A 19584-nucleotide genomic window follows, 5' to 3' on the forward strand; every position below is an offset into this window, starting at 1 on the left:
CAACCAGTATCTTTCATCAAAGAAACAATAACCATGTTTCTTGACTGTCTTTGTTTAGCACGTGTGTTTTTATAGCTTGATGTCATAAAATAATTTCCTTTCGGGTAGTAAAAAATAAACAAAAAGAGAACGATTTCTCGTTCTATTAAATTTATTTAGTATTTTTCTTATTTCTCAAAACTCTAGATACTTACAGGAGGACCGCTAAGAAGAGACATGCACTTTTCTACAAAGTGAAGACCGACACCAGAGCTCGCGTTTTGTGGTACAATAAAGGCATGAATACAGTAGATACCATTATTATCGGAGCAGGGCCAGCAGGCATGATGGCTGCGATTTCTTCCAGCTTCTACGGCAAGAAGACCCTACTCCTCGAAAAAAACAAGCGTTTGGGCAAGAAACTGTCTGGCACAGGTGGCGGACGTTGCAATGTGACAAATAACGGCACACTGGAAGACCTTCTGGCTGGTATTCCTGGAAATGGCCGATTTCTATACAGCGTCTTCTCCCAATTTAACAACCACGATATCATGAATTTCTTTCAGGAAAATGGGGTCAAGCTCAAAGTGGAGGACCACGGCCGTGTCTTTCCTACCACCGACCGCTCCCAGACCATTATCAAGTGCCTGGAGATGAAGATGCTGGAAAACGGCGTGGACATCCGCACAGGTACGGAGGCGGTTTCCGTCCGCAAGATTGACGACCTCTTCCATGTCAAGACCAGCGAGGAAACCTTTACCGCTCCTCAGCTGATTGTCACCACTGGCGGCAAGACTTATCCTTCCACCGGCTCGACTGGCTTTGGTCACGACATTTCCCGCCACTTCAAGCTAGAAGTCACAGAGATTGAGGCTGCAGAAAGTCCTGTTCTGACTGACTTCCCCCACAAGAAGCTCCAAGGCATTTCCCTGGACGACGTCACCCTGACCTACGGTAAGCACGTCATCACCCACGACCTGCTCTTCACCCACTTTGGTCTGTCGGGACCCGCTGCTCTTCGCTTGTCCAGTTTTGTCAAAGGCGGCGAAACCGCATTTCTCGATGCTCTGCCGACCCATTCTGAACAGGACTTGTTTGAACATTTAGAAATCAATAGGGAAAAATCCGTCAAGAATGCACTTGGTGAACTCATGCCAGACCGCCTAGCAGACTTTTTCGCTGAAAACTATGATAGCAAGGTCAAACAAGTTTCCCAAAAAGACCTGGCTGACCTGGTTACCCTCCTAAAAGCCTTACCTATCAAGATTACAGGCAAGATGTCCCTAGCCAAGTCTTTTGTGACCAAGGGTGGCGTTGACCTCAAGGAAATCAATCCAAAAACCTTAGAAAGCAAGAAAGTACCTGGCCTCCACTTTGCAGGCGAGGTCTTGGACATCAATGCCCACACAGGTGGCTTTAACATTACCTACTGTCTAGCAACTGGCTGGGTGGCAGGAAGTTCCTACTCTTCGTAAATCAAACTCAGACGTTGTTGACTTGAATTGAGGAGTGTAAAGCTCCAGTGGAGCTTTACAGCCTGCTACCCGAATATAAAAGGTAGCAGCGTTCTATCTACATCTAGTGTCACGGACTACGTTCGCCTTATCTCCAACCTCCAAAGGTTCCCCGAACCTTTTTGTAGCGAACTTTGTTCGCCTTATCTCCAACCTCCAAAGGTTCCCCGAACCTTTTTGTAGCGAACTTTGTTCGCCTTATCTCCAACCTCCAAAGGTTCCCCGAACCTTTGGAGCTAGTCTGAGTTCGATTTCCTTTGAGTATTGTACTATTAGAAATCACTCTTCAAGCTCAACCTAAAGGAGAAGTTTTGCCTATTAATTCATTTAATCAAGAAATCGGCGCACCACTACCTCACCATCAAGCTGGTAGCCTCCCTACTATTGATGTTCTCCAAGGAAAAACCGTTCGATTGGAAAAACTCAGACCAGATCACGCCGATGCAATTTATCAATTCTATGGTCCTACTGCCAAGCAAGCTGATTGGACCTATTTGTCTATTGATTCCTTTAAAGACTATACAAGTTTTCAATCATATTTCCAACACATGTTGGACTCAGTCGATCCTTATTATCTTGCTATCATTGACCAATCTACCAATCAAGCCATCGGAACATTTGCACTGATGCGCATAGATTCTAAAAATCGTGTCATTGAAGTGGGATGGGTCCTCTTTTCTCCAAAACTCCAAAAAACACGACAAGCAACGGAGGCTCACTACTTGCTTATGTCCTATATTTTTGAGAACCTAGGCTATCGCAGATATGAATGGAAGTGTGATCATTTAAATGGTCCATCACGCCGGGCAGCACTACGATTGGGCTTTACCTATGAAGGCACATTTCGACAAGCTTCGTTCTATAAGGAAAGGAATCGTGATACGGATTGGTTTTCTATATTAGACAAAGAATGGGACTCCCGTAAACAGCGACTAGAAAGCTGGTTAGAGGATGCCAATTTTGACAAGAATGGCCAACAAAAACAATCCCTATCAACTTTCTAAATTCAAGCAAAAATCTGCTTGAATTTTTTGCCTATCGTTGTATTATAGATCTACAACAATATGACAAAAGGAGATTGACTATGCAACTGAAACTATCTTCTGTTTCCAAGAAATTCGATCACAAGATTATTCTGGATCAGGCTTCTTTTACCTTTGAAAAAGGGAAGATTTATGGTTTGCTGGGGCGAAATGGTGCTGGTAAGACGACCTTGTTCAACTGTATTGCTCGCAATCTGACCTTGGACAGTGGCAATATTCAGTTTGTAGAGGGCGAGGAAGTCCTTGACTACGATAATACGGACATCGGCTTTACCCAGACCTATCCGCAGCTACCTGCATAAAGTTGAAATTTCACTTACAGGTGAAACTGACATCGGCTTTACCCAGACCTATCCGCAGCTACCTGCCTTTATGACCGCCTATGAGTTTGTGCGTTTCTATATGGATATCCACAAGGACAAACTCAAAGATGCACGCCGTCCTGAGGATTGGTTGCTTTTGGTGGGAATTGACTTTGAAGACCAGCACCGTCTGCTCAAGGACTTTTCCCACGGTATGCAGAACAAGGTCCAGTTGCTCCTGTCTTTGATTGTCCAGCCGCCTGTCCTGCTCTTAGATGAGCCACTGACTTCCTTTGACCCTGTGGCTGCCCACGAGTTCAAGCAACTGATTCGGGAGGCTAAGAAGGATTCTGTTATCATCTTTTCCACCCACATTCTACAGCTGGCTCAAGACCTCTGCGACGAAATTGTCCTCCTGCATCATCAGGAATTACAGGCTGTTCCGAGTGACAAACTACACGACCCTGATTTTGAACAGGAAGTGGTTGCCCTCTTGACAGCAGACTAGGAGGAGCTTATGAAAACCATTCTACGTTATTTTTGGTATCAGGAAAAGTACAACCTCCATCGGACCGTCAATGGATTTTTCTACTACCTGCGAAAACTGCCACTTATTGGCCAGAGCATTCCAGAGAGTATTTTCAAGTCTTACAGTTTTAAGTCTGCTCTCTTTCTGTTCCTCATCAGTCTAACAGCCCTCTTTTCCTTCCACGATCTCTTTATCTACTATATTCTCCAACCCTTTACCAAGGACATGGAAGTGATCAATCCTGTCTATAAATTTCTCAGCGGTGCACTTTACTGGGTGGCCTACCTCAATATCAAGCTGGATTTAGGCAGTCACTTGTACATCCTACTCATTTCGCTGGCCATGATTGCCTATGTCAGTATCGGTTACTGGATTTTATTGAAAAAAGCTCCGCAGACTTTCCGCTTGAAATTATAAAAAAGCAGCCTCTCGCAAGAGAAGGCTGTTTTGCTGTTACCAAATTCCCAAAATCGCCTGCCAAACCAGTGTCAACAGGGACACTCCCATCCAACAAGCAAGTCCCACCAGAAGAGCAACTCTGCCATTTTTTACCAAGGCCAACACATTAGTCCGCAAGCCAATGGCTGTCATGGCCATGCAAATGAGGAACTTGGACAGGCTTTTAAGTGGAGTAAAAACTGCTGTTCCCACTCCAAAATGACCTGCGATTGTTGTCACCAGACTGGCTAGGATAAAATACAAAATAAAAGTCGGAAAACCTGTCAGGAGGGACTTCTTGTCTGCCTTGAGACCCTTTCCTCGGCTTTGCCAAATTGCTAAAACCGTTGTAATAGGAATTATGGCTAAAGTTCGTGTTAATTTAACCGTCACTGCTATATCCAAGGTCTGACTACCCAATCCATAAAGGCTGTCCCAGGTGGCTGCTGTTGCGGTGACCGACGAGGTATCATTGACCGCCGTTCCTGCAAACATTCCAAAGGCCTGACCCGAATCGGTCGAAAAGCCAAGCCAGGTTGCCAAAGTCGGAAACACCAAGGCCGCAAAGACATTAAAAAGAAAGATGACGGAGATTGCTTGTGCTACATCCTCATCATTCGCCTTAATAATGGGAGCTGTCGCCGCAATGGCAGAGCCGCCACAAATAGAGGTCCCTACGCCAATCAAGGTCGCCAGATGAGATGAAATCGGTAGCCATTTCCACATCAAGAAGGCCAAAAACAAAGCGAAACTGATAGTTGAAAGAATAATTGGAAGAGATTGACGTCCAACAGCCAATACCGTTGATAAGTTTAATCCAAATCCCAAACAAATCACCGCATACTGTAAAATTTTCTTGGAAGTAAAGGTTAAGCCTGACTGAAATGCATTTTTACTTGAAAAATAGGGATACAGACTCATCCCGATTAGAAGGGAGAAGACTGGTCCACCCACAAGGAAAAACAATTGACCTAACCACTGACCCACCAAAGCCAAAAGGACACAAAGTCCGACACCTTTGGCATTTTCCTTTACCATAAAACCCTCCTAAAATATCAAACGTAATGCCGCGGTTGTAACAACGCCAACCAAAACTGCTAAAAGTATATTTTTTGTCTTCAAGACTACAAAAAATGTCGGAAGAATAGCTAGACTTTCTACCAGGAGAAAACTTGGCAAAGAGCCAACTTTCTCATCCATAATACTGGAAAGGGTCAATGCAAAAATGATAGTGATTGGCAAAAAGCTGAGGAATTTCACCAACTTTGGAGGAAGAGATTTATCTTGAGTCAGTACAAAAGGCAAAACACGTGGCAACCAAGTCACAAGGGCTGCCGCCAGAATAATCAACAATATATTAGTCTTTACCATCTAACCATACCCCCACAAAACAACCAATTAAGGTTGCTAATAAGACTGCTACATAGGACGATACAAGGCTGGCTAATAAGACATAGGTCAAAAAAACAGCCATAAGAATCAAACCAACTTTCCTCATAGAGATAGTCCGAGCCATCGCCACTAGTTGCCCTGAGAAAATCCCGACAAACATAGCGACCAAGGCAAAGTCCAACCCAAATTGCTCAGGATTTGGAATAAGACCACCAATCAGATTGCCTAGAGTCGTAAATGTAACCCAAGAAGCGTAGCCAGCAAAGTTGTTACCGTACATCCAGCTTGGTGCAATCTGCTTGTCTTCAATGTGTTTCCGCAAGAGAACCGCATAGGACTCATCTGTCACAAATGATCCTATCAAAATATTGGACTCTAGACGATTCCCTTGAAAGATGGTTGTCGCATGTAAACACATCAGAAAATTACGCAGATTAACGAAAAATACGGTCACTGCGATTGAAAGGAGTGGTGCTCCTGCTAAGATCATGGCACAGATAACAAACTGAGCACTTCCAGCATAAACAAAAAGACTCATTAAGCCCATTTCGACAGCTGAAATTCCTGAATTGACCGATACAACCCCGCAAGCTAAACCAATACTAGCATAGCCTAAAGCAGTAGGGATAGCATCACGCAAGCCCTCACGAAAAGCATGTTCCTTCATTCCATATCTCCTTCCCTCTGATGACAAATCGAGAATTTATTCTCCCATTTTCTCACATTGCAACTTGATTTTCAAGTTTTCTTTTATATCCGAGTATAAAACCTTACTCGAAACAGGGCTAATGATCTATTTCAATAGATACCAAAAAAACTACGAATAGAGCAATCGGAGTTTCATCATGCATTTCAAAATATAGTCGAATGAATTAGCTTTCAGACAAGGAATTGAGGTGCAGGCAGTACTAGAGTACGGCAAGCCGAAAGTGACGATGTATCAAAGCTAATTCAAATGACTATAATTATTGCGATCACGTATTTTAGCGCTACTGCTACTAAGCTCCAAGGTCCTTTCTATCTAATACAAGAACCGATAGAAGCAAAGAAAAAATGATAACCGCACAAGCTTTTACAAGAAAGAAGGTATCAAAGGTAGTATGGCTAAAAACATCTGCACCATTCGCGTAATAATAGGGCGTGATGAATTTCAAAAATTCTACTTTAGAAATAATCCGAACGATCATATCTATACTATATAAAATCAATACGAGCCCCATTGCTAAACCAATTTGCTTTTTAGAACTAATGGCTGAAAGGAGGAAAGAAATACTGGCCAGTTCCAGCTGCATTAATAAAACCAACAAATGGTAGATGAAAAAAGAATGAAAAGAAACATCTCCCCCCAGCTGCCAAATCCCCAGACCATTCCAACAAGAAATAATACTATTGAAAATCAAAAGTTGTAAAACAACGCTGAGGTATTTCCACAATAAAATAGTTGAACGCTTATATGGTAAGGTGTATAAAAACTCACTTGTATGCCCTTCTTCCTCCTTAGAAAGGCTCGTAACTCCAAGCATAGAAGCAAACATTCCTGCTCCGAGACCAAACATCAGGCCAATTTCCGTAGCATAATAGCCCTCTAGAGTGGCTATGCTAATCTTATCCATACCCAATGCTTTTGTAACATCTCCCATATTTGCATACAAATCAGCAACTCCTGTTAATTGATTCTCAACACTTTGATAGAGCAAGATAGAACCATAACAGATGAAACCAAGTACCAGGGTCCATATAAGGAGTGTCTTTCGATTTTGTCTTAACTCATGCAACAGAATAATCATTTCTCCACCTCCTCATAATAATGGAGAAACAGATCTTCAAGAGAAGGCTCTTCTACTAAAAAATCTGTCGGCGCCAGGTCTACCAAGTGATTCAATAAGTCTTCACTTGTCCCATCGTAACGGAACTGTTTTTCTTGACCATCTTTCCAAATGGTTACATTCTTCGTTTGGCTACGCGTCAGATGGTCAACTGTATCAACTACCAAAAGCTTTCCTTCTTTAATGATTGCAGCACGGTCACAATAATTTTTAACTTCCGATAAGTTATGAGACGATAGGAAACAAGTTGTCCCATTCAAGCAAGCTTCCTTGATCAGCGTAAAGAAACGCTCCTGCATCAACGGATCCAAACCAGAGGTCGGCTCGTCTAATAGCAACAATCTTGGTTTATGTTGGAGTGCACATACAATACTGACTTTTTTACGATTCCCAAGAGATAGATCTTTGATCTTTTTATCCAAGGGAACCTCTAAAAATTCACAAATACGATCCGCTTCTGTTTGGCAATCTATTTTTCTAGCTTTCGCAGCCAAACGGATAACATCTCTAACTTTCATGTCAGGATAAAAATGTGCCTCAGATGGAAGATAGCCAATATGGGCTAATGCTTCTGTTAAGCTTGAATAAGCACCTCCCAATAATACAATATCTCCGCTTGTTTTAGAAACTAAGCCAAGAATACAACGAATAACTGTTGACTTCCCAGCCCCATTTGCTCCTAAAAAACCAAAAATCTCTCCTTGGTGAACAGAAAGATTGAGATTACTAACTGCTTGATGGCTTCCATAGTATTTATTTAGATTAGTAATCGTAATGACGTCAGATTTCATAAGAACCTTCTTCATCCACTTATTTTTGCGGAAAAGCTAAGCTTGGCTTGGCATTCAAATTCCAACCAGCAATATTTTCTTTGTTATATTCACTAACGGCTGCCAAGGCAATCATACCTGCATTGTCACCGCAGAGGCGAAGCGGGGGAATGATAACCTCCACATCGGTAATTTCAGCAACCAACCGTTCTCGTAAGCCCTGATTAGCTGCCACACCGCCCGCCACGACCAAGGTCTTAACAGGGTATTTTTCCAAGGCCTTCTTGGTCTTAGCCATAAGAATATCTAAGACACAGGCTTGAAATGAGGCTGACAGGTCCACATTGGATATGGTTTCACCTTTCTGCCGGGCATTGTGGTAGAGGTTGATAAAGGCGGATTTGAGTCCAGAAAAAGAAAACTCCAGATTATCTTCTTTTATCATAGCACGAGGGAAATCATAAATGTCTTGCCCCTCATGAGCCAATTCATCAATAATCCGACCAGCTGGATAGGGCAGACCCATGACCCGCCCCACCTTATCATAGGCCTCTCCGACCGCATCATCTCGCGTTTCACCGACAATCTTGTAATCGCCCGCCTCTGACACATAGACCAACTCCGTGTGCCCACCGCTGACCAAAAGTGCCAAGAGGGGAAATTCTAATTCCTTGACCGCACGTGCTGCCATCAAATGCCCTGCCATGTGATTGACAGGAATGAGCGGCAAGCCATTAGCCCAAGCAAACGCCTTGGCTGCCGAAATCCCCACTAGCAAGGCACCGACCAAGCCAGGCCCATAGGTCACCGCCACAGCCGTCAAGTCCTCTGCCGTCACCTCCGCCTCCAACAAGGCTTCCTCGATACAGGCCGTAATCACTTCCACATGGTGACGGCTGGCCACCTCAGGCACCACCCCACCAAACCGCTGGTGGCTGGCAATCTGGCTGGCAATGACATTGGACAAAAGCTCCGCATCATTTCGCAAAACAGCCACCGAGGTCTCGTCACAGGAGGTCTCAATCGCCAAAATCAATCTATCTTTCATCACGTTCTCTCTTCATCATCACCGCGTCCTCGACAGGATGGCGGTAGTAGTCTTTTCGTTTTCCTATTTTGGTAAAATGCTGGCGTGTATAGAGGGCCTGAGCTGCTCTGTTAGATTCCCTCACTTCGAGGAAGATGTCCCCCTCCCAGTCCATCACAGCAGCCATCAGTTGACTGGCGATTCCCAACCTCTGAAAATCAGCCCTGACAGCAATCTGCAAGATTTCCATCTCATCCAGCACCGTCTGAACAGCCAAAAATCCGACCAACTCCTGACCCTCATAGGCTAGATAGTAGTCCTCATCCTGACTAGCCATACTGGAGCCAATCTGTTCCAGAGTCCATGGAGATTGCTCATAGACCGACTGCATAACTGCCAAAATAGACTCTGCCAGATTTTCCTGACCATCGTAGTGTTTAATCTCTATCATACACGTTTGATATAACTTTCTGAGCCCGCTTTGTTGTCCTTGAGCCAGTTCTCCTCTGCCTCTACTCGCTTGAGATAGTTGGGCTCAAAGCTGGTGACATCTACTGCTGGCAAGTCTTGACCAATCACCGCCAGTTGATAGGCAGACGGCAGACTGGCTCGATACTGAGCAGTTGGCAGAGCTTGCTCGATTTGCTCGATAAAGTTTTCTACTTCTCCGACAAAGGTAATATTTTCCTTGCCAGCCAGGCTAGAAAGCAAGTCTTCAAAAGACCAGTAGCAATCTGCCTCGACTGCTCTGCCATTTTCATAGACACCTGCATAGACACAGTTACGGCGGGCATCAATGAGAGGCACCACCAGACCCGTCAGGCTAGGAGGAACCAGAGACTGAAGACTGGATACCCCCACCAAGTCAATCTTGAGAGTGTAGGCCAAGGTCTTGGCAGTCGCCACCGCCACCCGCAGACCCGTGTAGGAGCCCGGGCCTTGAGCGACCACAATCCGATCCAAGTCTTTCGGTGTCCAGCCCACCTGTGCTACCAAAAAATCGACCACAGGCATGAGGCTGATGCTATGATTTTTCTTGACAGCCAGCAGAGTTTCCGCCTGCAAACAACCGTCCTCCACCAAGGCAACCGAAAGAGCCTGATTGGAGCTGTCTAAAGCTAGTATTTTCATAAATTTCTCTTTCCTTACGTCAATCGGTTTGCTTTTATTACTGCGACGATAGTACTACTACTAAAAGCAAACTGAAAGACTTTTCAATGCTACTCTCTATTGTAAGCTATATTGAAGTTTTTTTCAAATAATGGAAAAGACTGGGGTATGATTTCCCAGTCTGTTATGCCTTTGATTCTTTCTTTAATTCTACTACTTGGTCATATTGAATATCCTCATCGATATGGTGAGCAATTCATGAACTAATGTTGATTCCCTCAACTGCCACAATCAACTTGTCCGCTGCTAACATGGATTGACCCAACTCAAAAAGTGATAGCTGGGCTACTGTAAAATCTCCTCTGACGACATCCTTTTTGCTTGACCAAACGAGAAGATAAAATTGACCTAACCCTACCTCTGGTCTTTTCCCCATGGTCTAGCTCCTCTCAGTGAACCATCACAATATATTGTATATTGTTAGATTTGTCATAATAAACATTTATATTTTTGTCAACTTACAATGTTATATTCGTGATTCATGATAATTTCAGAATATACCACCCAGGTTCTCACCTGATTTTCATTTTTCTAACACTTCCATTTACCAAGTCCTAACTTTATGATATAATAAGGAGAATTATTTAGACTGTCGAAATCAACAACTCTAGAAAACTGAATACCAAGCAACAAATAGAAAACTATTTGGGTCTTTTTTCGTAGGTTGCAGTCAAAGCAGAAAGGAATATGTATAACATATGATTTATAAAGTTTTTTATCAAGAGTCAAAAGTGAGTCCTCGTCGCGAACAGACACGCTCACTTTACATGGAAGTTGAAGCAGAAAGCGAATTACAAGGTCGTATTATTGCGCGTGAGCTAGTAGAAAAAACATACCCACAATACAATATCGAATTCATCGAACTTCTATCCGAAAAGCACCTCCAATATGAGAAGGAGCATGCTGATTTTAGTATTACGGAGTTCTAATCCATGTCAGCAATAAATCTAAAACCCCAAGAAGTTGGCGTCTTTGCCATCGGTGGTTTGGGAGAAATCGGAAAAAATACCTATGGTATTGAATACCAAGATGAAATTTTGATTGTTGACGCAGGTATTAAATTTCCTGAAGACGATCTTTTAGGTATTGACTATGTCATCCCAGACTACTCCTATATCGTTGAAAATCTAGACCGTGTCAAAGGTCTAGTCATCACACACGGTCACGAAGATCATATTGGAGGAATTCCATTCTTACTCAAACAAGCGAACGTACCTATCTATGCTGGTCCGCTAGCACTATCTTTGATACGCGGTAAATTGGAAGAACATGGCCTGCTTCGTGATGCTACTCTCCATGAGATTAATCATAAGACAGAGCTTACCTTTAAACACTTAAAAGTTAGCTTTTTCCGGACAACTCACTCAATTCCAGAACCACTTGGAATCGTCGTAGACACACCCCAAGGTAAAATTGTCTGCACCGGTGACTTTAAATTTGACTTCACTCCCGTTGGAGAACCAGCTGACTTGCACCGTATGGCTGCGCTCGGTGAAGAGGGAGTCCTCTGTCTTTTATCCGATTCAACTAACGCAGAGGTTCCAACCTTCACTAACTCCGAAAAAGTTGTTGGTCAATCCATTATGAAATTGATTAAAGGCATTCACGGTCGTATTATCTTTGCATCATTTGCCTCCAACATTTTCCGCCTTCAACAAGCAGCCGATGCAGCAGTAAAAACAGGTCGAAAAATTGCAGTTTTTGGCCGTTCAATGGAGAAAGCAATTGTAAATGGTATTGAATTAGGCTATATAAAGGTCCCCAAAGGTACCTTTATCGAACCAAATGAAATAAAAGAATATCCAGCTAATGAAGTCTTAATTCTATGTACAGGTAGTCAAGGTGAGCCTATGGCTGCACTTTCTCGAATTGCTCATGGTACCCACAGACAAGTCCAACTTCAACCAGGTGATACTGTTATCTTCTCGTCCAGTCCTATTCCGGGAAATACCACAGGGGTTAACAAATTAATCAATATTCTGATTGAAGCAGGTGTAGATGTTATCCACGGTAAGATTAACAACATCCATACCTCTGGACACGGTGGCCAACAAGAGCAAAAACTCATGCTCCGTCTCATCAAACCAAAATACTTCATGCCTGTTCATGGCGAATACCGTATGCAAAAAATCCATGCTAGTTTAGCTGTCGATACTGGCGTTCCTAAAGAAAACATCTTCATCATGGAAAATGGTGATGTCCTTGCACTTACAAAAGATTCAGCTCGCATAGCCGGTCAATTCAACGCCCAAGACATTTACGTTGATGGCAATCGGATTGGCGAAATCGGTGCAGCTGTTCTTAAAGATAGACGCGATCTCTCTGAAGACGGTGTCGTTCTCGCTGTTGCAACGGTCGACTTCAAGTCGAAAATGATTCTTGCTGGTCCTGATATCCTTAGTCGGGGATTCATCTATATGCGTGAATCAGGAGATCTTATCCGTGAAAGCCAACGAATTCTATTTGATGCCATACGAATCGCCATGCGCAATAAGGACGCAAGCATCCAAACGGTCAATGGAGCAATTGTCAACGCTCTCCGACCATTCCTATATGAAAAAACAGAACGTGAGCCAATCATTATCCCAATGATTCTCACTCCGGATAAATAAAAAGGTCCAGTGGACCTTTTTATCTTTGAGCCCAAAATTTGAAAAGCGAAAACAAAGGTCCAGTGGACCTTTTTATCTTTGAGCCCAAAATTTCAAAAGCGAAAACAAAGGTCCAGTTGAGTGAAACAGTCTGGGAAGAGACTGTTTCAGCCCGAGCTTAAAATGAAAGAGCGAGGTAGAAAGATTTGAGCCTAAAATTTGAAAAGCGAAAACAAAGGTCCAGGGGAGTGAAACAGTCTGGGAAGAGACTGTTTCAGCCCGAGCTTAAAAATGAAAGAGCGCGGTAAGAAAGCTTTGAGCCCAAAATTTGAAAAGCGAAAATTAAGGTTCAATAGTAAAAAAATAGCTTTGAATAACGTCATTAGAAACGTTGATTCTAAGCTATTTTTTAATATTCAAAATTTGATCTGAATGAGAATAATTTAGTTTTTGCAAATGCTCATTAATACAAATCTAAATAGTTATCAATTTCCCATTGAGAAACGTAAGTTGCGTAACTTGCCCACTCAATCTTCTTAGCTTCCAAAAAGTTAGTATAGATATGGTCACCCAATGCCGAACGAACAACATCATCTTCTCTCAAGGCTTTAAGAGCATTGTGAAGAGTTGATGGAAGATCTGCAATACCTGCTTCGCGACGTTCTTCATCTGACATTGCATAAATATTTGACTCTACTGGAGCAGGAGCCTCAATCTTGTGTTCGATACCATCTAATCCAACTTCCAAAAGAACTGCCATAGCCAAATATGGGTTAGCCGTTGGATCTACTGAACGCAATTCCAAGCGAGTTCCCAATCCACGTGATGCAGGTACACGAACCAATGGAGAACGGTTTTTACCTGCCCAAGCAATATAAACAGGAGCTTCAAAACCAGGTACCAAACGTTTGTACGAGTTTACTGTAGGATTGGTAATTGCAGTGTAGTTATAAGCATGTTTTATCAAACCACCAAGGAAGTGATAAGCTGTCTCTGACAATTGCATGCCACGAGGATCTTCTGGATCAAAGAAGGCATTATTACCGTCTTTATCAAAGAGTGACATGTTACAGTGCATACCTGAACCAGCAATTCCAAATTTAGGTTTAGCCATAAATGTAGCGTACAAGCCATGTTTTCGTGCAATCGTCTTAACAACCAACTTAAAGATTTGGATATTATCACACGCTTTCAAAACATCCGCATATTTAAAGTCGATTTCATGCTGACCAACCGCTACTTCGTGGTGGCTCGCTTCAACTTCAAATCCCATTTCAGTCAAAACATTTACAATTTCACGACGAGTATTGTCCGCAAGATCTGTAGGCGCCAAGTCAAAGTACCCACCCTTGTCATTCACTTCAAGAGTTGGATTCCCTTGCTCATCCATTTTGAACAAGAAGAATTCTGGTTCTGGACCAAGGTTAAAGGATGAGAAGCCTTCTTTTTCCATCCGACGAAGAGATTTTTTCAAGTTTCCACGTGGATCTCCCGCAAACGGTTCACCTTCAGTCGTATAAATATCACAAATCAAGCCTGCCACACGGCCATTTTCATCTCCCCAAGGAAAAATAGTCCATGTGTTTAAATCTGGATAAAGGTACATATCAGATTCATTGATACGTACAAAACCTTCAATAGACGAACCATCAAACATAACTTTATTTGATAAAACTTTTTCAACCTGCTCTTCTGTCGCAGGAATCTCTACGTTTTTCATCACTCCCATAATATCAGTGAACATGAGACGTAGAAATGTAACATTTTTCTCTTTAATATCACGTTTAATATCCGCTGTTGTGACAACCATATTTTTTTCTCCTCTTAATTAAACCTATTACGACGACCGAAAGATCGAGCTTGGACTTGAAAATCGTCCTTGTCTGCTAAATTCATCATGTAGGATACGACGCACATCCTCATCGGTTAAAGTTTTCTGTTCTGCTTGAACCTTTTCCTTTGCTTTACGATTGGCGTATTCTTTTTTAATCGCTGCAATGTTTAGGCCCTCATCCAAAAAATCTTTAATTTCAAGGAGTAAGTCCATATCATTTAGAGAATACAAGCGGCGATTACCTTCGTTCCGATCTGGTTTTATCAACCCATGATCTTCATAGTAACGAATCTGACGCGCTGTTAAATCAGTCAATTTCATTACACTACCAATTGGAAAAATAGCCAAGGAACGTCGAAACTCTTTTTCTCTCATAATGAACTCCTTTCTGCACACTATTATAGGGCAGAATTCATAAACAGTCAAGACCCGATGTCAGGTTTTATGACATCATTCTTTATAAAATCGATTTTTTATCAAATTTACATCATAATTTACAATGACAGATATAAATACCCCGACGAAAGTTTCAAAAACTCTTTGGAGGGCGTAGAAAATCGAATCTCCTGCAGGAACTGAGAGAGCAATGATCAACATCGTAGCAACCCCGCTAATGACACCTGGAGCATTATTAAACGAAACATTCGTCATAATGGTTAGCATCGTAAAAATAGGGATAAAAATTAAGGTAACCCAAAAATTATTAGAAAATAGATCACTTAGAATAAAATAAAGCAAGGCATAAAAGCCACCTATGGAATTACTAAGTACACGGGAAGAGCCAAAATGCACACTTTTCCCAAAATCTTCACGAAGACTGAAAACTGCTGAGAGAGCCGCAATCTGAATACCATCCCATTTTAAAAGATGAAACAATAAAATGACTAAAAATACAGCTAGACCTGATTTTAAAGTTCTCATACCCAATTTAAACTTCTGGGTATCAAATTTATATCTCTTTAACATACTTCTATTCTAACATGATTTGTTAAAAAATGATTCTAAATGCACATAATGTTATGAATCATTCGGACATTTTAGTGTAAAAATAATACCAGATACTTCAACGCCACCAAAGAAAAAGAATTCCCAACTTTACAAAAAAGTATCCTATAATTGATTTTAATACGAGACAAGAAGCCACAAGCATAAGTAGAGCTTGAAAAGGTTAGTTTACGAAGTAATACTCAATGAAAATCAAAACCAGACTTTCTCCAAAGGTTCGGGAAACCCCTTTGGAGGTTGAAAATAGGCGAACGTAGTTTGTTTCGCTCTGATGCAAATCGAACTCTGTTCCTTTTATATTTCAAGGGAACAGGCTGTCAAGAACGTCTGATTTTGATTTTCGAAGAGTATAAACAAAAAATGATTACACAACAAAACTTTTTCCTCCGAACCGACACATCAGAGCGCAAATTGCATTCAAAAAAAGACCGGAGCTCAGGCCCCTGCCTCATTTCATCGCAATTTTTTACTTGTCAGTAAGAGCTGCAAGTCCTGGAAGCACTTTTCACCTTGCTAGACTTTCTAACTCGCTTAGCTTCGTAGAAACTCTACGCGATGCACAAAATGCAACGGAAATCCGTTGCATTTTAGCCTTCAAGTTTATTGAACTTATTTTTCAGTAAGAGCTGCGAGACCTGGCAATACTTTACCTTCTAACAACTCCATTGATGCGCCACCACCAGTTGAGATCCATGAGAACTTGTCTGCACGGCCAAGGTTGATAGCTGCAGCAGCTGAGTCACCACCACCGATGATTGATTTTACACCTGGTTGTTTCACGATTGCGTCCATTACACCGATTGTACCAGCTTGGAAGTCTGGGTTTTCAAACACACCCATAGGGCCGTTCCAAACAACTGTTTTTGCACCAGTCAACGCTTCGTCAAACTTAGCAATTGACTTAGGACCGATGTCAAGACCAAGGAAGCCTTCTGAAACTGCTTCACCTTCAGTGTCGCGAACTTCAGTGTATCCAGCAAATGCATTTGCTTCTTTTGAGTCAACTGGCAAAATCAATTTACCATTAGCTTTTTCAAGAAGCGCTTTTGCCACATCCAATTTATCTTCTTCTACAAGTGAGTTACCAATTTCAATACCTTGAGCTTTGTAGAATGTGTAAGTCATACCACCACCGATAATAACTTTGTCTGCTTTTTCAAGAAGGTTCTCGATAACACCGATCTTATCAGATACTTTTGAACCACCAAGGATTGCCACAAATGGACGCACTGGAGTTTCAACAGCTTCTTGGATGTATGCAATTTCGTTTTCCAAAAGGAAACCAGCTACTGCTTTTTCTACGTTTGCTGAGATACCAACGTTTGATGCGTGTGCACGGTGTGCAGTACCAAATGCATCGTTAACGAAGATACCATCACCAAGTGAAGCCCAGTATTTACCAAGCTCTTCGTCGTTTTTAGATTCTTTCTTTCCATCAACGTCTTCGAAACGAGTGTTTTCAACAAGGAGAACTTGTCCATCTTCCAAAGCATTGATAGCCGCTTCCAATTCAGCACCACGAGTAGCACCAGCGATGAAAGCAACTTCTTGACCCAATTTAGCCGCCAAGTCAGCTGCTACAGGAGCCAATGATTTACCTTCTTTATCTGCTTCTTCTTTCACACGACCAAGGTGAGAGAAAAGAATGGCACGTCCACCTTGCTCAAGAATATACTTGATTGTTGGAAGAGCAGCAGTAATTCGGTTGTCGTTAGTGATAACGCCATCTTTCAAAGGAACGTTAAAATCAACACGGACAAGAACTTTTTTGCCCTTCAATTCAACGTCTTTAACTGTCAATTTAGCCATTAGTTAGACTCCTTAAAAATTTTTATCTTACTAATTATAGCACATTATTCATTAAATGCCTATTAAAATCTCACTTATTGTGATATTTGTAACAATGATTCCGGTCGTAGCTGAGTATCTACCCGAGCGATACCCAATTAAAAATTAACTTCATCCGGATTGCTCTGGCTGTTCACGCCATCTACTCCATCGAGTCGGAGTATGTCCTCTTCCGATAATTCAAAATCAAAAATATGCAAGTTTGCTTCAATATTTGCAGGAGTTACTGATTTTGGTAATGGCAAGAAACCTTTTTGCAGAGACCAACGAAGTGCAATTTGTGCAATAGATTTACCATACTTTTCAGCTACTTCTTGTGCAACAGGGTTCCCAAATATACTTCCTGTTCCAAGTGGACTGTAAGCCTCTAACAAAATTTGGTGTTGACGACAAAAATCAACTAGCTCAGTTTGAGGGCAGCCAGGAGCTAACAGAATTTGATTGATATGAGGTTTCGTTTCAGCGGTTTCAAACAATGCCTCTAAGTGATGAACCATAAAGTTTGATACCCCAATCGCACGCGTCTTTCCTTCTTTATAGGCCTCTTCTAAAGCCTTCCAGACACCCGCATTCCGTTTATTCCATGCATCATTTTCACGCAATTCTACAGGATTTGGCCAATGAATAAGAAGTAAATCTACATAGTCTAGACCTAACTTCGATAAGGACTCATCAATTGATGCCTTTGCAGATTCATAATCCTGCTTATCATTCCAAATCTTAGTCGTTACAAAGATTTCTTTCCGGTCCAACTTGCTGTCTGCAATAGCTCGTCCCACACCCACTTCATTGCGATAAATCTGAGCTGTGTCGACATGAACATAACCAACTTGCAGGGCATGTCTAACACTCTGATATACAACTTCCCCTTCAGGAATTTGCCATGTACCGAAACCAATCTTTGGAACTTCTACTCCATTGACTAATGTATATTTTTCCATCTTTCTTTCCTCACTTACTAAAATTTTTCCATAGGGATAAATGAATCACGCACAATTGCCTCAACATCTTCAACAGTTAAGGGCACAAATACATTCCCTCCCAGTTTCCCATGTAGAACTGCTTGTTCACTCATCACTCTTACCAATTCTTGCGTCGGAATTCCGACATCTGATAATTTCATTGGAATTTCTAATTCATTTTCAAAAAACGAATACGTCTTAGCAATAGCCTGTCTGGCCAGTCCTTCCTCTTTTCCTTCAACTAATCCCCACACATTTCGTGCATAAGCTGCAAATTTTGCATGAGTTGTCGGATCTGTATCCACGCAAAACTTCATCCATCTTGGGGTTAGAATTGCAAGACCAATTCCGTGTGTAATATCGTAATAAGCTGACAATTCATGTTCAATTGCATGGCAGGTCCAACCGCCTAATCGACCTCCAGCCACCAAACCATTTAGGGCCAAGGTAGAACTCCAAAGTAAATTTGCACGAGCAGTATAGTTTTCTGGGTCAGCTATTGCAACCGGACCATACTTGATAATTGTTTTCAACAAGCCTTCTGCAATGCTATCTTGAACGTCTACTCCCTCTGTTCGATTGAAATATTGTTCAAACAGATGGCTCATCATATCAGCAGCACCAGCAGCAGTTTGCCATTTTGATACGGTGTATGTCAAAGTTGGGTCTAAAAACGATGCCCTTGGAATCAACTCCCAGCCTCCTGTACCAAGTTTTTCATTTGTAACCATATTGGAAATAACAGCACCCCTGTTCATTTCTGTTCCTGTTGCTGCCAGTGTCAAAATATCAACAATAGGGATTGCCTTTCCTATCAAGCTACTATCCTTTACTAAATCCCACGCATCGCCATCATAAAACGCTCCCGCAGCCATGACTTTACTCGCATCAACAACGGATCCCCCGCCTACAGCTAAAATTACTTCGATACCGTTTTTTCGAATAAGATCTACACCTGTTCGGACAGAATCGATTCTAGGATTTGGCTCAATACCTGCTAATTCAATAAAAGTAAAACCATGCTCATTTAGTAAAGTTAGTACACGGTTATACAATCCTGAACGTTTAATTGACCCTCCGCCATAAACCAAAAGAACATTTTTTCCGTAGGTTCCTAATACTTCTGGTAATTCCGACAAACGGTCACGACCAAAACGAATATCTGTAGGAATCTGTAATCGAAAATTATTCATTTCTTTTCCTTTCTACTCATCCTTATTGTATACATTTCGTATACCTCAAAAGTATATTACAGCGAATTTTTTCCAAGATTCAACAGCTAACTATATGATAAGTATATCACGTCTCATTCGAAAATTGGATTTTCAGAAACGGAATCGCAAAAAAAGAGGCC

At 41.9% G+C, this 19584-nt stretch carries 21 protein-coding genes and 1 pseudogene; 6 read left to right on the forward strand and 16 right to left on the reverse strand.

Features of this window, described 5'->3' with window-relative positions; translation table 11 throughout:
* The first annotated feature begins 278 nt into the window (after nt 1–278).
* Nucleotides 279–1454, forward strand: coding sequence for an NAD(P)/FAD-dependent oxidoreductase (locus D2A30_09360; GenBank protein ULL22032.1), 1176 nt, complete (start codon nt 279–281; stop codon nt 1452–1454).
* Nucleotides 1455–1581: 127 nt separating this feature from the next.
* Here D2A30_09360 and D2A30_09365 read toward each other — a convergent pair whose 3' ends face one another.
* Nucleotides 1582–1776: a hypothetical protein gene (locus D2A30_09365; GenBank protein ID ULL21752.1), complete on the reverse strand. Its 195-nt coding sequence runs from the start codon at nt 1774–1776 to the stop codon at nt 1582–1584.
* A 28-nt stretch (nt 1777–1804) separates the two neighbouring features.
* Between D2A30_09365 and D2A30_09370 the strand changes: the two genes are divergently transcribed.
* The 3 genes and pseudogenes from D2A30_09370 (at nt 1805) to D2A30_09380 (ending at nt 3784) form a co-directional block, all read left to right on the forward strand.
* Entirely contained in the window at nt 1805–2497 is a 693-nt protein-coding gene (locus D2A30_09370; GenBank protein ULL21753.1) for an N-acetyltransferase, read from the forward strand.
* Nucleotides 2498–2577: 80 nt separating this feature from the next.
* Nucleotides 2578–3346, forward strand: a pseudogene (locus D2A30_09375) (ABC transporter ATP-binding protein).
* Between the two features lie 9 nt (nt 3347–3355).
* Entirely contained in the window at nt 3356–3784 is a 429-nt protein-coding gene (locus D2A30_09380) for a hypothetical protein (GenBank protein ID ULL21754.1), read from the forward strand.
* Between the two features lie 36 nt (nt 3785–3820).
* Here D2A30_09380 and D2A30_09385 read toward each other — a convergent pair whose 3' ends face one another.
* The 9 genes from D2A30_09385 to D2A30_09425 all read right to left on the reverse strand — a co-directional run bounded on the left by D2A30_09385 (nt 3821) and on the right by D2A30_09425 (nt 10366).
* The gene (locus tag D2A30_09385) at nt 3821–4843 is read right to left on the reverse strand and encodes a YeiH family protein (protein ID ULL21755.1); all 1023 of its coding nucleotides are present in this window, start codon (nt 4841–4843) and stop codon (nt 3821–3823) included.
* Nucleotides 4844–4852: 9 nt separating this feature from the next.
* Nucleotides 4853–5176, reverse strand: a complete 324-nt coding sequence (locus D2A30_09390; protein ID ULL21756.1) for an AzlD domain-containing protein — start codon at nt 5174–5176, stop codon at nt 4853–4855.
* Nucleotides 5163–5864: a branched-chain amino acid ABC transporter permease gene (locus D2A30_09395; protein ID ULL21757.1), complete on the reverse strand. Its 702-nt coding sequence runs from the start codon at nt 5862–5864 to the stop codon at nt 5163–5165. The genes D2A30_09390 and D2A30_09395 overlap by 14 nt, the downstream gene beginning before the upstream one ends.
* A gap of 331 nt (nt 5865–6195) precedes the next feature.
* Complete coding sequence (locus D2A30_09400) at nt 6196–6984, reverse strand: ABC transporter permease (protein ID ULL21758.1); 789 nt, start codon at nt 6982–6984, stop codon at nt 6196–6198.
* On the reverse strand, nt 6981–7814 hold the full coding sequence (locus D2A30_09405; protein ID ULL21759.1) for an ABC transporter ATP-binding protein: 834 nt from the start codon (nt 7812–7814) through the stop codon (nt 6981–6983). Before D2A30_09405 ends, D2A30_09400 begins: the two co-directional genes overlap by 4 nt.
* 19 nt (nt 7815–7833) lie before the next feature.
* Nucleotides 7834–8841, reverse strand: a complete 1008-nt coding sequence (gene tsaD, locus D2A30_09410; GenBank protein ID ULL21760.1) for a tRNA (adenosine(37)-N6)-threonylcarbamoyltransferase complex transferase subunit TsaD — start codon at nt 8839–8841, stop codon at nt 7834–7836.
* On the reverse strand, nt 8831–9271 hold the full coding sequence (gene rimI, locus D2A30_09415; protein ID ULL21761.1) for a ribosomal-protein-alanine N-acetyltransferase: 441 nt from the start codon (nt 9269–9271) through the stop codon (nt 8831–8833). The genes tsaD and rimI overlap by 11 nt, the downstream gene beginning before the upstream one ends.
* Nucleotides 9268–9951 carry a tRNA (adenosine(37)-N6)-threonylcarbamoyltransferase complex dimerization subunit type 1 TsaB gene (gene tsaB, locus D2A30_09420; GenBank protein ID ULL21762.1) on the reverse strand — a complete coding sequence of 228 codons (684 nt, stop codon included), beginning with the start codon at nt 9949–9951 and terminating at the stop codon, nt 9268–9270. The genes rimI and tsaB overlap by 4 nt, the downstream gene beginning before the upstream one ends.
* Before the next feature lie 235 nt (nt 9952–10186).
* Nucleotides 10187–10366 carry a hypothetical protein gene (locus tag D2A30_09425; protein ID ULL21763.1) on the reverse strand — a complete coding sequence of 60 codons (180 nt, stop codon included), beginning with the start codon at nt 10364–10366 and terminating at the stop codon, nt 10187–10189.
* 322 nt (nt 10367–10688) lie between these two features.
* On the opposite strand from D2A30_09425, the gene D2A30_09430 reads away from it, so the two are divergent.
* Together D2A30_09430 and D2A30_09435 are read left to right on the forward strand one after the other, a co-directional pair.
* Entirely contained in the window at nt 10689–10919 is a 231-nt protein-coding gene (locus tag D2A30_09430; GenBank protein ID ULL21764.1) for a DUF1447 family protein, read from the forward strand.
* 3 nt (nt 10920–10922) lie between these two features.
* Entirely contained in the window at nt 10923–12602 is a 1680-nt protein-coding gene (locus D2A30_09435) for a ribonuclease J (protein ID ULL21765.1), read from the forward strand.
* A gap of 442 nt (nt 12603–13044) precedes the next feature.
* Here D2A30_09435 and glnA read toward each other — a convergent pair whose 3' ends face one another.
* The 6 genes from glnA to D2A30_09465 all read right to left on the reverse strand — a co-directional run bounded on the left by glnA (nt 13045) and on the right by D2A30_09465 (nt 19423).
* Entirely contained in the window at nt 13045–14391 is a 1347-nt protein-coding gene (gene glnA, locus D2A30_09440; GenBank protein ID ULL21766.1) for a type I glutamate--ammonia ligase, read from the reverse strand.
* A gap of 27 nt (nt 14392–14418) precedes the next feature.
* Nucleotides 14419–14790 carry a MerR family transcriptional regulator gene (locus D2A30_09445; GenBank protein ID ULL21767.1) on the reverse strand — a complete coding sequence of 124 codons (372 nt, stop codon included), beginning with the start codon at nt 14788–14790 and terminating at the stop codon, nt 14419–14421.
* A gap of 75 nt (nt 14791–14865) precedes the next feature.
* Nucleotides 14866–15381: an aromatic acid exporter family protein gene (locus D2A30_09450; protein ID ULL21768.1), complete on the reverse strand. Its 516-nt coding sequence runs from the start codon at nt 15379–15381 to the stop codon at nt 14866–14868.
* A gap of 648 nt (nt 15382–16029) precedes the next feature.
* Nucleotides 16030–17229 (reverse strand): phosphoglycerate kinase, encoded by a 1200-nt coding sequence (locus tag D2A30_09455; GenBank protein ID ULL21769.1) that lies wholly within the window; start codon nt 17227–17229, stop codon nt 16030–16032.
* Between the two features lie 137 nt (nt 17230–17366).
* Entirely contained in the window at nt 17367–18209 is an 843-nt protein-coding gene (locus D2A30_09460) for an aldo/keto reductase (GenBank protein ID ULL21770.1), read from the reverse strand.
* Nucleotides 18210–18226: 17 nt separating this feature from the next.
* Nucleotides 18227–19423 carry an iron-containing alcohol dehydrogenase gene (locus D2A30_09465; GenBank protein ULL21771.1) on the reverse strand — a complete coding sequence of 399 codons (1197 nt, stop codon included), beginning with the start codon at nt 19421–19423 and terminating at the stop codon, nt 18227–18229.
* Nucleotides 19424–19584: the final 161 nt, after the last annotated feature.

It is taken from the genome of Streptococcus suis (assembly GCA_022354845.1).
Lineage (GTDB): Bacteria > Bacillota > Bacilli > Lactobacillales > Streptococcaceae > Streptococcus > Streptococcus suis_AA.